Here is a 15,459-nt window from a genome sequence, read left to right on the forward strand (position 1 = left end):
TGTAAAATCCACACGGAAAATGTGTGATGTGAGTCACATATCTATTGATTTATGTGACGAATGTCATATTATGAGCCCCATAAAGAGCAACACCTGTAAAAAGAAAAAACTGGAGCACACAATGAAAATGCGCAAAATCCTGAAAAGTATGTTTGAGCAGTACTGCAAAACCTTTAAAGATGTACCGCCAGCTGGCATGTTCTGATCTGCCTGACTGAAGAAAAACCTGCTACGGCAGGTTTTTTTATGCCTGAAATTTGAATTTTTACCCTCTATATTCCCTTATATATCGACAATTTATGCTTTAGCACTTTTTCGCATATCGTTATGCGTTTTACACTTATTTACATTGTGGGTAAGGGTGGTGCACTATGCGGGCTCTATTTGAGATGGAGTCCGTGATTAAATGCGTAAACCCCTGTTGTTATCTGCGCTGTTTGCTTCTTTGGCCCTGGCTCTTTCAGGCTGTGATGATGCGAAAACTGACACTGCGGCAAGTCCTGCCCCGGCAAAACAAGCTTCCCAGGATGGCGGCAATTTGATTGTTGGCATTACCAGTGGTGATCCGTTAGCGATGAACCCGCTGTATGCCAGTGACCGTACTACGCTGACAATTATGCAAGCGCTGTATGCTCCGCTGTATAGCTTCAATGGCGACAAAATCGAATGGGGCCTGGCAGAAAGCCTGACACCGTCTGATGACAACCTCTCATATCTTCTTAAACTTAAACCGAATCTGAAATGGCAGGATGGCAAAGCCATTACCGCTGACGACGTGGTGTTTACCTTCAACAAATTGCTCGATGAGAAGCAGCACAGCTTCTTCCGCAGTATGTTCGTGTATGGCGGCAAGCCGATTCAGGTCAGCAAAATTGATGAGCAAACGGTGAAATTCACGTTGCCGCAGGTGAGCGCTGCGTTTGTCGGGACGCTGGTACAGATTTACCCGATCCCACAGCATGTGTTTGCTGATGAAAATGGCGACATGGAAAAGAGCACCAAAAATGATGCGCCAGTCGGTTCGGGTCCGTTCAAATTTAAAGAATATCGTGCCGGGCAGTATTACGCACTGACACGTTTTGATGACTACTGGAACGGTAAACCGAAGCTGGATGCCGTCACCTACCGTTTTGCGAAAGACAGCAACTCCGCAAACCTTGCGCTACAAAACGGCGAAATCAACATGAAGATGGTTGATCCGCAAGATGTCACGCGCCTGAAATCGAGCGGTAAATTCGACTTCGTTATTTATCCGGAAGGCCGTCTGGCGTATATGACGTTCAACCAGAACATCGATAGCATGAAGAACAAAACGCTGCGCCAGGCTATTGCCTATGCCATCAATAAAGATGAGCTGGTTCAGGCGGCATTCTCTTCGCTGGATTACGCGCAACCTGCCGCGTCTATTTTGACGCCAGATACGCTGTATCAAACCAACGAGGTTGAAACCTATAAATTCGATGTGGAAAAAGCGAAAGCGCTGCTTAAAGAGTCAGGTGCTCCAGCCAATCTCAAATTACGTCTTGCCTATATCAACAGCAACAAAACCCAGGAAAGTATGGGGCTGTATATTCAGCAACAGCTGAAAAACGTGGGAATTGCGGTTGAATTGATGCCTCTGGATGCTAACGCGATGTCACAGCGTAGCCTGGATATGAAAAACACCGCTTATGAACTGAGCCTTGGCGGTTACATCATGGGTATGGAGCCTGACGGTTATAAGTCGCTGTACATGAGCAACGAAGCTTATAACTACGCGCACTACAAAAACCCCGCGTTCGACGCGTTGTGGAATCAAGGCGCGACCGAAACAGACAAAACCAAACGTGCTGATATTTATAAACAAATTCAGCAGACGGTAGCAAACGACATGGCATGGTATCCGATTGCTTACACCAACGCCGTGGTTGCTGTAGATAAACATTTTGCCGGGACGCAAGAAGCCGAACCTAAGCCGGTTTATATGTTCCAGGATCTGTCAAAAATCTATCAACAACAGTAACAAGCACTTACCCCCGGCACTAAGCCGGGGTTTTATTTTGGGGAAAACCTGGAAAGCAGTATGAACAATGTGTTAGTACGACGCCTGGCGCAACTTGTGCCGATGCTGTTCTTCATCTCTCTGGTGTCGTTTTTGCTGGTCAAACTGGCACCCGGCGATCCGGTGCAGGCCTATATCACACCCCGTATGAGCCCTGAGGATATTGAACGTATCCGTCACAGTCTTGGGCTTGATAAACCTATGTTTATGCAATACCTGTTGTGGCTGAAAAACGTGCTGCAAGGGGATTTGGGGTATTCACTGATCTATCACCGCCCGGTATTAACCATGATTGCTGAACGTATTCCGGCAACGCTTGGGCTAATGGGGGCATCGCTGGTTCTGGCAATCGTATTAGCCCTGCCTCTGGGGTTGCTGGCCGGAGCTTTCAAACATCGTTGGCTGGATAACTTCCTGAACATGTTTGCCTACATCGGTATTTCAGTGCCGATTTTCTGGTTTGGTATCCTGCTTATCACGGTGTTTTCTGTGCAGCTCAACTGGCTGCCGAGTATGGGGATGCGCTCCATTGGCGTTGAGGATTCCTGGCTGGATGTGGTTCGTCACGGGATTTTGCCGTGTATCGCGCTGACTTTTTACAACCTCTCAAGCTATGTGCGTTACATCCGCTCCAACACCATTACGCAATTGTCAGCGGATTATGTGCAAACGCAGTTGGCATACGGCGCCACTCGCCGCTCCATCTTATTCCGCCATGTTCTCAAAAACGTGCTGTTGCCGGTTATTACGCTGTTTGGCCTGTCGTTTGGCGAGCTGGTGGTCGGCGCGTATGTCACCGAAAGTGTCTTTTCCTGGCCGGGAATGGGCCTGCTTGGGATCCAGTCGATAACCTCGCTGGATTACCCGCTGATCATGGCGATGATCATGCTTTCTTCACTGATGCTTATCATCGGTAATTTATTGGCAGACATGCTGTATCGCGTGGCAGATCCGCGTATTAAGGCATTGAGGTAAGACGATGAGTAGACGTTGGCAACAAGTTAAACATGGCCTGAAACGTAATCGTCCAGCTCAATTCTCATTACTGGTTCTGATCGTTTTCAGCATTGCGGCATTACTGGCAGCACTGAGTCCTTTTGATCCTAACCAGATGTCGCTGACCGCAAGATTACTGCCTCCGGATGTGACGCACTGGTTTGGCACCGATGACTACGGACGCGACTATTTCACCCGCGCCTTATACGGTGGCCAGATCTCTTTGATGGTCGGTTTCCTGTCGATGTTATTTTCAACGCTGATTGGCACCCTGGTGGGGACGGTTAGCGGCTATTTTGGTGGGCGCGTCGACAACATCATGATGCGTGTCGTCGATATTTTGCTGTCGATTCCGGCGTTCTTCTTATTGCTGGTACTCAACGCCTATCTGAAGCCGGGAATTGCCAATATCATCTTGATTATCAGCGCATTGACCTGGATGAACATGTCTCGCCTGGTGCGGGCGGAAACCTTGTCGGTCAAAGAGCGTGAATATGTGGTGTACGCGCGCGCTTGCGGTGAACACCCGTTCATCATCATTGCACGCCACATTATCCCGAATATTTTGCCGACCATTATGGTGGCTGCGACGCTGAATATAGCCTCGGCGATCCTGATGGAATCGACACTCAGCTTCCTCGGACTGGGCGTACAACAGCCGAATGCGTCGTGGGGCAGTATGCTGAACAACGCACAATCTTTCATTGGCGAAGCCACCTGGCTTGCCATGTTCCCTGGGGTTCTGATTTTGCTGACGGTACTGAGTTTTAACGTTCTGGGCGATGTGTTGCGTACCGCCTTTGAGCCGGGGGCGAACCGTGATGAATAACTTACTGGAACTCGACAACCTGCAAACGTCCTTCTTCACCCGTGAAGGGGAAGTGAAGGCGGTGCGCGGCGTGAGCTTTGCGGTAAAACGCGGTGAAGTGGTGGGGATCGTCGGTGAATCTGGCTGTGGTAAAAGTGTCACCTGCAAGTCGGTGCTCAAACTTCTGGGCAGCAATGGCAAAGTGGTGGGGGGACATGTCCATTTTAAGGGTGAAGATTTAGCCCGTAAAACACCGGAACAGATGCGTCACATTCGTGGCAATGATATTGCGATGATCTTCCAGGACCCGATGACTGCGCTCAATCCGGTGCTGACAATTGGCAAACAGATGAGTGAGATTCTGATTCGTAATCAGAATCTCAGCAAAAAAGCGGCGAAAGAAAAGGCCATTGCCATGCTGCAACAGGTGGGGATTGGCAACGCGGAAATCCGTTATAACCAGTACCCGCATGAGTTCAGCGGCGGCATGCGCCAGCGCGTGATGATTGCGATTGCACTCTCATGCCATCCCGCGTTGTTGATTGCCGATGAGCCAACCACCGCGCTGGATGTCACCATTCAGGCGCAAATTTTACGTCTGTTAAAACAACTGCAACAGCAAACCGATACCGCCATTATGTTGATCACTCATGACCTGGGCGTAGTGGCACAGGTCTGTTCACGAGTGGTCGTGATGTACGGCGGGCTGGTGATGGAGCAGGGCAGTGTGGAAGATATTTTCTACCGACCCGCTCACCCTTACACCCGTGGCTTGCTGGCGTCCCTGCCTCGTCCGGGCGAAACCGGGGCGCGTTTATTGCCTATCGAAGGTTCGCCACCAGGCTTACTCAACCCTCCGCCGGGTTGCCCGTTTGCTGAGCGTTGTCCGCAGCGCATGGCGCGTTGCAGTACGCTGCCGCCAATGTATGAAACGGGAGAGGAACACCAGGCGATGTGCTGGTTATGGGACCCAGAGGTGAACGCGGAGGTGAACAATGCAGGACGTTAAGCCATTGGTTCGGGTCAACGGGCTACGCAAGTATTACCAGAGCCAGCAGGGTTGGTTTAACAAAACGCCACCGGTAAAAGCGGTGGATGGCGTGAGTTTTGATATCTATCCCGGTGAGACTTACGGGCTGGTGGGCGAGTCCGGGTGCGGTAAATCGACATTAGGGCGCAGCGTGCTTCGCCTGTTTGATATTACTGACGGTGAAATTGAGTTTGCCGGGCAGAACATTGCCAACATGAGCGACAAGCAACTCAAGCCGTTGCGCCGCCGCATGCAGGCTATTTTTCAGGATCCGTACTCGTCACTCAACCCAGGCATGACGGTCGCGCAACTCATTGCCGAGCCGATGAAAATCCATGGATATGGCAAAGCGCAACGCACGGCGCGCACGCTGGAACTGCTGGAGAAAGTGGGGCTGAAAGCCGAGCATTTGAATCGTTTTCCCCATGAGTTCAGCGGCGGCCAGCGCCAGCGAATCAGCATTGCTCGCGCCTTGTCGGTCAACCCGGAGTTTGTTTTGTGCGATGAACCGCTGTCGGCGCTGGACGTTTCTGTGCAGGCGCAGGTGGTGAATATTTTGCAGGATTTACAGCAGGCGTTAGGGCTGACGTACCTGTTTATCGCCCATGACCTCTCTATGGTTCGCCATATTTCTGACCGGATTGGCGTGATGTATCTGGGCGCACTCGTTGAAGAAGCGCCGGCTGAAACGTTGTATACCGAACCGGCACATCCCTACACGCGTGCGCTACTGGCATCGATACCGGTGGCTGACCCGCATGTGCAAATGCTGGATCAGGGTGGCATCAAAGGGGAGTTACCCGGGGCTATCAGCGACTGGCAAGGGTGTAAATTCTGCAACCGCTGTCCAAGAGCAATGGACAAATGCCAGAGCCAATCACCGATGATGCGTGAGATTGCGCCAGGCCATCGTGTGGCTTGCTGGCTATTCAACGAATCATAAAAACAGCGGGGGCTTATTCCAGCTCCCGCACCACTTTACAAGGCTGCCCCATCGCCAACACGCCCGCCGGAATGTCTTTGCTGACAATACTGCCCGCCGCGATGGTGGTGTTATCACCAATAGTCACCCCTGGTAAAATAACCACGTTGCCACCAATCCAGACATTGCTGCCGACCACAATCGGTTTGGCGCAGGTCAAAAATGGATAATCAGGATTTCCAGTCAGCCGCTCTTTTGCTGATAACGGATGAACCGGCGTGTAGAACTGCACATTTGGCCCCACCAGGGTGTTATCGCCAATGGTTATGGTGTTGCAGTCGAGGAACACCACATTGGTGTTGATAAAACAGTTACGACCAATCGTGACGTGTTTGCCGTAATCACACCAAAACGGTAGCTCAATCCAACTTTCATCGCCAAAACCGCCCAGCATTTCGCGCAGCAGCGAAAGTTTGGTGTCAAAGTCGTGGGAGTCCAACTGGGTGAGTTTTTTGGTGATTGCGCGTGCGTTGTGGTACATCCCGAGTAGCTCAGGGTCGCGAGTGTTGTAGTTCAGACCCGCCAGTAATTTTTCATGTTCAGTCATTGTTGTGCCCTTATTTTTCCTGACAGCATTCTATTATTGATACCGTTTCAGCGTACAGATATGTACTATGACGCCCATTGCGAAACAGGAGAGAAATAATGTCTGAACAATTATCTGCCGACCAGGAATTAGTATCCGATGTGGTGGCGTGCCAGCTGGTGATAAAGCAAATTCTGGATGTCATTGATGTGATTGCACCCGTTGAAGTGCGCGAAAAAATGGCGAATCAGCTAAAGACCATTGATTTCGCCACGCATCCGGCAGCGGCAGATCCTGTGACCCGCCGCGCGATTCAAAAAGCGATTTCGTTGATTGAGCTTAAGTTTACGCCGCAGGGCGAAACGCATTAACTCAGAAAGTGAATCGCCCTTTGTTAAAAGGGCGATTCACCGTTAGAAGAATGTCATCACCAACAAATAACTCGCCGCACACGCACAGCTCACACCGATCAAACCTGGCAAAATAAAACTGTGGTTAATGATGAACTTGCCTATTTTCGTGGTGCCGGAACGGTCAAAACCGATGCACGCCAAATCACTTGGATATGTCGGCAAAACGAAGTAACCGTAGGATGCCGGGAAGAAGGCAATCAACATTTTCGGCTCAACGCCCAGCATCAAGCCCATCGGAGCGACGGCCGTTAACGCCGCAGCCTGGCTGTTCACCAATTTCGAAACCAAAAACAGCACAATGGCATACGTCCATGGATGGCTTTTCACCACGCCTTCCAGCGCCATTTTTAGCTCTTCAAGATGGGCCTGGAAAAAGGTATCGCTCATCCACGCGACACCAAATACCGAGAAAATCGCCACCATGCCGGCTTTAAACACCGCACCGTTGGAGATAGCCGAAGCATTTACTTTGCACACGATGAGCATCACGGCACCGGCAATCAACATCATCATCTGGATAACCAGATTCATTGATAACGGCTTTAACGAACCTTTGATGTCGAAAGCCGGGCGCAGCGCCGGAATCGCCCCTAACAACACCACGACCAGAATGCCGGCAAAGAAAATCCACGTTGACCAGTAGGCTTGCTTGGGGAAAACCTGGTTCATCAGGGTTTCGCTGCTGCCGTAGATAAATTCACGCTGTTTTGGATCCTGGAGTCTTTCCTGAAACTCCACGTCATCTTGCAAATCTTTGCCACGACGCAAACTCCACAGCGCCGCAATCAACACTCCAAATAAGGAGGCGGGCACGGAAACGCAGAGAATATCGAGGATGCCCCACGCATGGCCAATGCCGTGGTTTGCCGCCAGAATCGAAATCAGCGAAACCACCGCCACCGAGACGGGAGAAGCGGTAATCGCCATCTGTGAGGCAATCGATGCAACCGCCATCGGGCGTTCCGGGCGAATGCCTTTCTTCAGCGCGATATCGGCAATGATCGGGAACATGGTGTACACCACATGGCCAGTGCCGCACAGGAAAGTCAGCATCCAGGTGGTGAAAGGGGCAAGCAGAGTGATGTGCTGAGGGTGTTTGCGTAGCAGACGCTCGGCAAATTGCATCATGACATTCAGGCCACCTGCAGTTTGCAAAGTGGCGGCACAACCGATTACCGCAAGAATGGTCAGCATCACATCAACGGGCGGTTTTCCTGGCTCAAGACCAAAGATAAAGGTGAGAATAAACAGCCCAATCCCACTGATCAGGCCAAGTCCCATCCCGCCAAAGCGTGTGCCGACTAACAGGCATAAAATAATAACAATGAATTCAATAGTTATCATGGTCGTCCCCTAAAATTACACATGCCATTAGCATTACAGAATGTAGGGATAACCATTGAGACGCAGATCTTGTTTGTTTAAATTCAATAAAAACAGTTGGTTAGTAACAAAATATTAACACTCCGCCTATAACCGGCGGAGTGTAATCTCATAACGGCAAATGTGAATGCTGAAGACGAGGAAGGGGCGTGTTGTCATTTGTCACATCGACGACTAACACCTCTTCACCACGTTTTAGCAAAATACGCATACCCCCGTTGTCCGGCGTAACCTGCATATCAGTGATAGGTTGCTGGTTATCAAAATCCCAAACGCTGACGAACTCCGGTTGAAGGTCATGGCTGCGTAACACCAGATAACTTAACTCCCCAACGGCAGGATTATCCGGTGCGTTTCCCTGCCACAACTCGGCCTGACCATAAAGCCATAATGCTTGCCCGTGAGGGTGGGTGGCAAAGTGGCGAGGCTGACAGTTCGTTAACGATGCACAATGCGCGTCATTCATCATCGTCAGTGGGCCGTAGGCGCTAAACTGACTCGGCTCCCCCTCAACATCCAGCGCTTTCCCCTGAAGATGAAGCGTCCAGTCCACTTGTTGGCAATGCGGATTTTGCACACTGCTGATATCAATTAATGCGTTATCCAGCCATAACAAACGGCGGCGAAAACGGACGTCACGCCACGCTTCGCTATCCCACTGTACGCGAGTGTGGCTGTCGAGTTCAGGCGGCGTTTGTCGCCAGTCGACTTCTGTATCCAGCCAGCAGAACGCCTTGCTTTCATGATACTGATGCACCACAGGTAGCGCAGGGGGCTGGTTGGTTTGATTGACCGTAATGGTGTTATGAGTGGCGCTGTTTTTGTAATACGCATAATGCATTGGCGCACCGTAACCGGTGGTGCCAAGATCGGGCAGGATCTCTTGTCCATCATTAAACAGTAGAATATTCAGGCGGTCATAATGGTCATGCTCACCGCCGAAAGGCGTGTGTTTAATCAATAACGCACGTTGCTTTTCTGCGTTACGCCACAGAGTCAGGCCGCAATCAGGGGCATGAAGATGGCCGGCTGGAATGAGCTCAGGAACCGTCTCTGGCAGTGGAGTGGCGTAAAGAAAAGCATCGAGATTCGGTTGTGGATGCTGCGCATTGATAGCCTTGAGCGCGGCGGCATACTGCTCATCACGATAGTAATGCCATGCAAATTGATAAAGATGGCTGTGGTCTAATTTTTCCTGGCCGTAGATACAATCATTGATACGTGGAAAGGTACCGTCTGGCATCAAAAGAGTCAGTGGGAAACTGAGCATTTTTTTATAGTAAGGTTTGTCCAGCAAACTCCAGCGTGTACCGATGGCCAGCTTTTCGAAGGCGAGAAAGCCTTGTAGCGCGTAGAAGTGATAATGAATAGAACCTTCGAACCATAGCCCTTCGTCGAATAAACCCTGCTCAAGCTGATAACGCAGCCCGTAAGGTTGATTGACCGCGAATTCGACTAACGCATCGTCCTCCAGCACCAGACCCAAAACACCCACCGCGCTGCCGATTTTCACTTCATGGTTATGTAATTGGGCTGTGCGATGGGCCATCAAAAACTGCGCACCTTCGTGCAACAAACGCGTCGTAATCGTGTTGCGCTGCTCGACGGTAAGCGCCTCAGCGATGCAATCATAGCCGAGGGCGAAATCCAGCATGCAGTTCGCTTCACACAGCGTCTGGGCATTCATTTTCCCTGGCCCATTGTACGGAATGCCGCCGTGAATTTCGTAATCCGGATAGAATTCGGCATAGCGCAGTAGCAGTTCACGGACTTTATCCAGATAGACCTGCTCACCGGTAAGTTGCCACAATAAACCCAACTGATGGCAGGCTTTGGCGTTCAGGCCGTTGAGCTCACGCCACCATGCGCCATCAAAGGGCTCGCCGCTAAACTGTTGCCCATCGACCGGGCAACAATGGGCGTCCGGGGAGTGGCGATCCCACACCAGCCTGACGCCGTGCTCAGGGCAAAAATAATAGAGATTCCAGGTTGCCCGCGCAGTTTCCGGCACGAGTACGGGGTTGTTGAGAACCACATTGTTGTCGTCAATCAACTGCTCAATAATTTCGGGTTGGGCGCTAACGCGTTGCTGAAGAAGAATAAGTTGTTGCGTGGTGAACTGCTTCATCGCTCGATCCTTCATCCCTGGCTATGTGGTTTTAACGGGGTAATTAGATGTGAAATATCATCGGGATATTTCGCCATTAGCCACGCGGCTTTTTCAGAAAACACGTTGTCGTCAGGCCAGGCTCGTGCGGCACTGACCATGTTGATCAGGGCTTTTTTATCGTCCATTTTATCAATATCCTTCCAGGGCCATGATTCATTGCCATTGATGTAGTGTGCGATGTAGTGATAACCCTTGCGCAAACTATGGTCATCAAGGGAGAAATTCCACACATCAACCCCTGCAACTTCCCCCAAACGGCCCAGTTTGTTGTAAGCCTCAAGATGGAAATTGCTGTAATGCCACGGACGTGTGCGCTCAATTTCCGCCATCTGGCGGCCTTCCTTATCAAAGTGGGAAGGAATACGTCGCAGTTGGGTTATTTGCAGTCGTTTCTTTGCCGCTGCCGTATCGCCGCTAAACAGGGCAAAGGACGCCGCTTGTAAATCAAAATAAGTGCCGTGATTGTTGTGCCAGTTATCTTCTTCAAATCCGTTTTGGCTGGTGGTCATCCAGTGGTAAAAATCGCCATACCACTGTTTTATCTTCTGATAATCTTCATCGCTTATCACATTCGCCGGGCGTAATAATTCAACCGCATCAATCACGTCTACCAGAGCACGGCTGTCAATCAGACCGATTCCCCGCCCATCGTTGATACCAGGAATCGCCTGCGCATACTGCAAATTAGGATTCATGCGCGTTTCTGGCTTCACAAACCAGTTCAATAACTGGTCGCGTGCTTTTTCAGCGTAGGCTGGTTTTTGCGTAAATTGCCATGCCAACGCCAGTGTCCACACGTCATTACTCATGCTGACTAAGCGTTTTTTGTCTGTGGCATCACTGTTGGCATCGGGATTGGTTTCTCCGTCTTTACGCAGATAAGGCAGCCCATCTTTTTTCGTCGGGTCAGGCCACCAGTAGGGCGGGAAGCTGTAGTAATCATGCTTATCGCCACTGGCGGCGATCAGCGTTTTATCCATCACCGAATACAGTGGTTTATTCAGTGCGTTATCCGCGCCAGCAATGAGTTTGTGATACGCGCCAACAAACTGTGGGTTTTGTGCGTTCACTTGCTGTTGGCTGTAGCGCAAATCTTCGAGCTTAATTTGCAATGGATGTGCATCGGCGGCGTATAGCGGCGAGGCGGTTAGAGCACCCACCACAGCCAGCGAAAGCAATGACAGGCAAGACAATAAATGAGTCTTTTTCTGGCGCATATTCTCTACGTCCATCAGTAGGTTGAAAAAATTATTCCGGAGCGAAAAGAATCCATCGCATGGGGTCGCTGCGATATATTTAAACGCTCACTGATATTATTAATTTTTCGTCAAATATGAGATTTGAAATAATGTTTCGAATGTTGAGTGCGCAGTGTAAGAGACGGATTTAAAATTTATGTGATACATATCAAATTAATGCCGCCAATGTAAAAATCCCTCTAAAAATGCATTCTATGTCACATAAAACAGCGTTTTTAAACTTTTATTGATTTTGTGTTGTTATTGTTTAATTTTGTAATTTATTGATTTTATTGTGAATTTAATAATGCATTTTTTCTTCGTTACTTGCGAGCGTGATTTGCAGCATACTTTTTGATTATGAAATATCATTTCTTTTTTTTGCTGTTGTTTTTGAGAGAGGTGTTCTATTTAATTGCTGGACGGTTTTTTTCATTTCAGAAATAACGTGCTTCACTCCATTAAGCTATTAATTGAACCTCTTAAATTAAATAAGGAAGTGAAAATAAATGTTTCCTACAAAATTAAAATCCCTATTGCTGATTTCAACTCTTGGTTTAAGTGTCACGCAAACATTTGCGGCTGAAACCCTGAATGTCTGGATCCGTGCCAGTAACGACTCCAAAAATATTTACAAACAAGAGGCTGAAACGTTTGAGAAAAAAACCGGGATTAAAATCGAGTACTTTAATGCCACTACCGACTTCGAACAGCGCCTCGCCAGGGCGGCGGCAGGCAACGCACTGCCTGACCTCATCTTTAACGATGCCGTCGCGATTGGGCAATTTATCCAGCTAGGTATCGCGGAAGAAATTGACCCGAAAGCCATTGCCGGAGGTGAAAACCTTTATCCAACCGCGTGGGAAAGTACCCGCTACACCGACGGTAAATTCTATGGGGTTCCGACGTCAGCTCAAACCTTTGCACTGTTCGTGCGTAAAGACTGGCGCGAAAAATTAGGCTTACCTGCGCCAAAAACCTGGAGCGACGTCGAAACGCTAGCCAAAGCCTTTACGACTCAAGATCCTGATGGCAATGGCAAAAACGACACTTACGGCTTTTTACTGCCGGGTGCCACCACACGCGGATACGCCAGCTGGTTTATGAGTGCATTCCTGTGGCAGGCCGGCGGTGATTTTATCCGCGAAGGGGCGAAAGGGACGTTTAAAGCGTCACTCGACGAACCAGCGGCTAGCGAAGCGTTGAAATTTATGCGCGGCATGCTGTGCGAAAAAGTCGTCCAGCCTGGTGCCATTAACGCCACCACTGCCGACATCATTCCGTCCTTCCGCTCCGGGCAAACCGGAATGTTCTTCACCGGCCCTTATCACATCGCGTTATTTGATAAAGACCCAGGCAAAGACAAGTTCGAAGTGGTGACGCTAACGGGGCCAAAAGGCAGCGCGACGCTTGCTGAAGGGACTACGGCGTTCATGATGAAAAGCAGCAAAAACAAAGAGGCGGCTCGCAAATTCATTGAGTTTATGATTTCCCAGGAAGGGCAAGAAATTGGTATGGGCAAAGGCAGCAAACATATGCCTGTGGTGCGCTTGCCTGTAAACAAAATGGTTGATACGCAAGCGGTCTATAACGATGAACGCTGGGCAACGTTCAGCAAACTTTACGCCGAACAGGGCCGCTACGTGCCGCAAGTTCCAAACTGGACGCCAATTCGCCAGATAACCGCCGATGGTTTCAATAGCATTCTGGCTGACTGCAACAGCGATATTGCCGCCGAACTAAAAACCACCAACGAAAAGGTCAACGCTGAGTTGGCTAAACAGCAGGTGCTGGCGAAGTAATCCCGGTTGTGAATCCCCCTCACCCCAACCCTCTCCCCAGGGAGAGGGAGAAAACCGGTATACCCCTTTCCTCAGGGTGAGGGAGAAAACCGGTATACCCCTTTCCTCAGGGTGAGGGAGAAAACCGGTATACCCCTTTCCTCAGAGTGAGGGAGAAAACCGGTATACCCCTTTCCCAGGGAGAGGGAGAAAACCGGTATACCCCTTTCCTCAGGGTGAGAGTGAAAACCGGTATACCCCTTTCCCCAGGGTGAGCGGTCAATTCCCTCTCCTGGGGGAGAGGGCCAGGGTGAGGGGGCAACGGATCAACTCAACTTAAACAAGAGCGAAAACAACGATGTTAACCTCCCGCCAGAAACGAAACCTGGTGCCGTGGATATTTCTTGCTCCGGCGCTAGTCATTTTCACCTGGTTTAAATTCATCCCGATGCTGCAAGGCCTGGTGATGAGTTTTTACAAAGTGAACTTCAATCAACCTGACGAATGGGTTGGGTTTGCCAACTTTGCCCGCGCGTTTGCAGATGTTGAACTGCATTCGGCCGTTTTCAACACCTTTCTCTATGTGGTGGTGACCATGGTGGTTGGGGCCATTCTGGCATTCTTCCTGGCGATGTTGCTTGAAGGACCCGCCCGCCATTTGCGTTTCATCCGTACCGCGATTTTCTTACCGGCTGTGACCAGTGCGGCTATCGTCGCCGAAATGTGGCGCATCCTGTTTAACCCTACGCCTAATGGTGTAGTGAACCATATCCTGAGCTGGTTCGGTGTTGCAGACCAGGGGTTCCTCGCCAGTGCCGATCAGTCACTTTGGGTGATCATGTTGCTGCATATCTGGAAAGCGGTGCCGTACAACATGGTTATCTTTATTGCCGGTCTGGCGGGGATTAGCCGTGATTTGTACGACGCCTCAAATGTGGATGGCGCGAACTGGTGGAACCGCCTGCGTTACGTCACCTTGCCTGGCATGATCCCGGCCATTTCTGTGGTGCTGATGCTTTCGTTCATTCGCGGTTTCCGCGTATTTGCTGAAGTGTATGCCACGACAGGCGGTGGGCCATCCGGTGCCACTGAAATGATCATGACCCATATCTACAAACTCGGTTTTGAACAATTTGACTACGGCTATGCTTCGGCGGTGTCGTTCCTGTTATTCGCCTTCACGGTGGTGCTGACAATCTGTCACCTCACGTTGAAAAAGCGTATTGCCCGCTATTAAGGAGCAGCCCATGTTAGGTAAACGTTGGGATACGGTAGGTCGCTGGATGATTTATGGCTTGCTGTTAATTGTATTTGTTGGACCGTTCTGGGGCATTGTCGCCACGGCATTCAGCGGTGCACCGGTTAAACCAGGCGAGCTCCTGGCGTGGCCGAATGAGTTTTCAATGGAGAACTTTATTTTTGCCTGGCAGGACATCGGCGTTTGGCAATATTTGCTGAACTCGATGGTGGTGGTGTTCTTTGGCACCATTTTGCAGGTTGCCGTCAGTGCTCTTGCTGCCTACGCGCTGGCGCGCAAAAAATTCATCGGGGTATCGTTGGTCAGCCTGATCATTCTTTCGACCATGATGCTGCCGGAGGAAGTGATCGCCATTCCGCTGTACATGATCATCAACTGGCAACTGCCGCTGATTGATTCGTCACTCTACAACACCTATCTGGGCATGATTATGCCGGTGGTAGGTTGGGCGTTTTCCATTTTCGTATTAAGCGAATTTATGGCCGCGATCCCTAAGGAGCTGGAAGAAGCGGCGCGTATTGATGGCGCGAATGAATGGCAGATTTTCTTCCACGTCATTTTACCGCTGGTCAAACCGGCCCTGGGGACCGTCGTGACGTTTGGCTTCATCATGATTTGGGACCAGTACCTGCTGCCGCTGATTGTGGTGAACCATGACAGCCTGAATACCATCCCGGTCATTCTTGGCCGCCTGCGTACTGACGAAAGCATTACGCCGAACATTTTTATTGCCATCACCTTACTGGCGATGTTGCCAAGCATCATTGTTTATCTCGGTCTGCAAAAACATTTCAATCGCGGGATTATGTCCGGCGCGGTCAAAGGATAAGGAG

14 protein-coding genes are annotated in these 15,459 nt (G+C 50.1%); 10 read left to right on the forward strand and 4 right to left on the reverse strand.

Features of this window, described 5'->3' with window-relative positions:
* Positions 1-121 precede the first annotated feature (121 nt).
* The 6 genes from azuC (at position 122) to RHD99_RS09450 (ending at position 5,818) form a co-directional block, all read left to right on the forward strand.
* Positions 122-205, forward strand: coding sequence for a stress response protein AzuC (gene azuC / locus RHD99_RS09425; RefSeq protein ID WP_115628089.1), 84 nt, complete (start codon positions 122-124; stop codon positions 203-205).
* 201 nt (positions 206-406) lie between these two features.
* Positions 407-2,002 (forward strand): ABC transporter substrate-binding protein, encoded by a 1,596-nt coding sequence (locus RHD99_RS09430; RefSeq protein WP_309878552.1) that lies wholly within the window; start codon positions 407-409, stop codon positions 2,000-2,002.
* Between the two features lie 60 nt (positions 2,003-2,062).
* Complete coding sequence (locus tag RHD99_RS09435) at positions 2,063-3,016, forward strand: ABC transporter permease (RefSeq protein ID WP_309878553.1); 954 nt, start codon at positions 2,063-2,065, stop codon at positions 3,014-3,016.
* A 4-nt stretch (positions 3,017-3,020) separates the two neighbouring features.
* The gene (locus tag RHD99_RS09440) at positions 3,021-3,866 is read left to right on the forward strand and encodes an ABC transporter permease (RefSeq protein WP_309878554.1); all 846 of its coding nucleotides are present in this window, start codon (positions 3,021-3,023) and stop codon (positions 3,864-3,866) included.
* Positions 3,859-4,854: an ABC transporter ATP-binding protein gene (locus RHD99_RS09445; protein ID WP_309879127.1), complete on the forward strand. Its 996-nt coding sequence runs from the start codon at positions 3,859-3,861 to the stop codon at positions 4,852-4,854. Before RHD99_RS09440 ends, RHD99_RS09445 begins: the two co-directional genes overlap by 8 nt.
* Complete coding sequence (locus RHD99_RS09450) at positions 4,841-5,818, forward strand: ABC transporter ATP-binding protein (RefSeq protein ID WP_309878555.1); 978 nt, start codon at positions 4,841-4,843, stop codon at positions 5,816-5,818. The genes RHD99_RS09445 and RHD99_RS09450 overlap by 14 nt, the downstream gene beginning before the upstream one ends.
* Before the next feature lie 13 nt (positions 5,819-5,831).
* Here the strand turns inward: RHD99_RS09450 and RHD99_RS09455 are convergent, their stop codons facing one another.
* Positions 5,832-6,404: a sugar O-acetyltransferase gene (locus RHD99_RS09455; RefSeq protein WP_309878557.1), complete on the reverse strand. Its 573-nt coding sequence runs from the start codon at positions 6,402-6,404 to the stop codon at positions 5,832-5,834.
* A gap of 98 nt (positions 6,405-6,502) precedes the next feature.
* Between RHD99_RS09455 and RHD99_RS09460 the strand changes: the two genes are divergently transcribed.
* Complete coding sequence (locus RHD99_RS09460; RefSeq protein ID WP_309878558.1) at positions 6,503-6,754, forward strand: DUF2766 family protein; 252 nt, start codon at positions 6,503-6,505, stop codon at positions 6,752-6,754.
* A gap of 42 nt (positions 6,755-6,796) precedes the next feature.
* Here the strand turns inward: RHD99_RS09460 and RHD99_RS09465 are convergent, their stop codons facing one another.
* From RHD99_RS09465 to RHD99_RS09475, 3 genes are all read right to left on the reverse strand, one after another.
* On the reverse strand, positions 6,797-8,140 hold the full coding sequence (locus RHD99_RS09465; RefSeq protein ID WP_309878559.1) for an anaerobic C4-dicarboxylate transporter: 1,344 nt from the start codon (positions 8,138-8,140) through the stop codon (positions 6,797-6,799).
* Positions 8,141-8,288: 148 nt separating this feature from the next.
* Positions 8,289-10,307, reverse strand: a complete 2,019-nt coding sequence (locus tag RHD99_RS09470; RefSeq protein WP_309878560.1) for a heparinase II/III domain-containing protein — start codon at positions 10,305-10,307, stop codon at positions 8,289-8,291.
* 11 nt (positions 10,308-10,318) lie between these two features.
* A complete protein-coding gene (locus RHD99_RS09475) occupies positions 10,319-11,542 on the reverse strand; it encodes an alginate lyase family protein (protein WP_374708481.1) in 1,224 nt (407 codons plus the stop codon).
* Positions 11,543-12,096: 554 nt separating this feature from the next.
* On the opposite strand from RHD99_RS09475, the gene RHD99_RS09480 reads away from it, so the two are divergent.
* The 3 genes from RHD99_RS09480 (at position 12,097) to RHD99_RS09490 (ending at position 15,455) form a co-directional block, all read left to right on the forward strand.
* Positions 12,097-13,389, forward strand: a complete 1,293-nt coding sequence (locus RHD99_RS09480; RefSeq protein ID WP_309878562.1) for an ABC transporter substrate-binding protein — start codon at positions 12,097-12,099, stop codon at positions 13,387-13,389.
* A gap of 337 nt (positions 13,390-13,726) precedes the next feature.
* Positions 13,727-14,605, forward strand: a complete 879-nt coding sequence (locus tag RHD99_RS09485) for a carbohydrate ABC transporter permease (protein ID WP_183269630.1) — start codon at positions 13,727-13,729, stop codon at positions 14,603-14,605.
* Positions 14,606-14,615: 10 nt separating this feature from the next.
* Positions 14,616-15,455 (forward strand): carbohydrate ABC transporter permease, encoded by an 840-nt coding sequence (locus RHD99_RS09490; RefSeq protein ID WP_309878563.1) that lies wholly within the window; start codon positions 14,616-14,618, stop codon positions 15,453-15,455.
* The last annotated feature ends 4 nt before the right edge of the window (positions 15,456-15,459 follow it).

The organism is Buttiauxella selenatireducens (genome assembly GCF_031432975.1).
Lineage (GTDB): Bacteria > Pseudomonadota > Gammaproteobacteria > Enterobacterales > Enterobacteriaceae > Buttiauxella > Buttiauxella selenatireducens.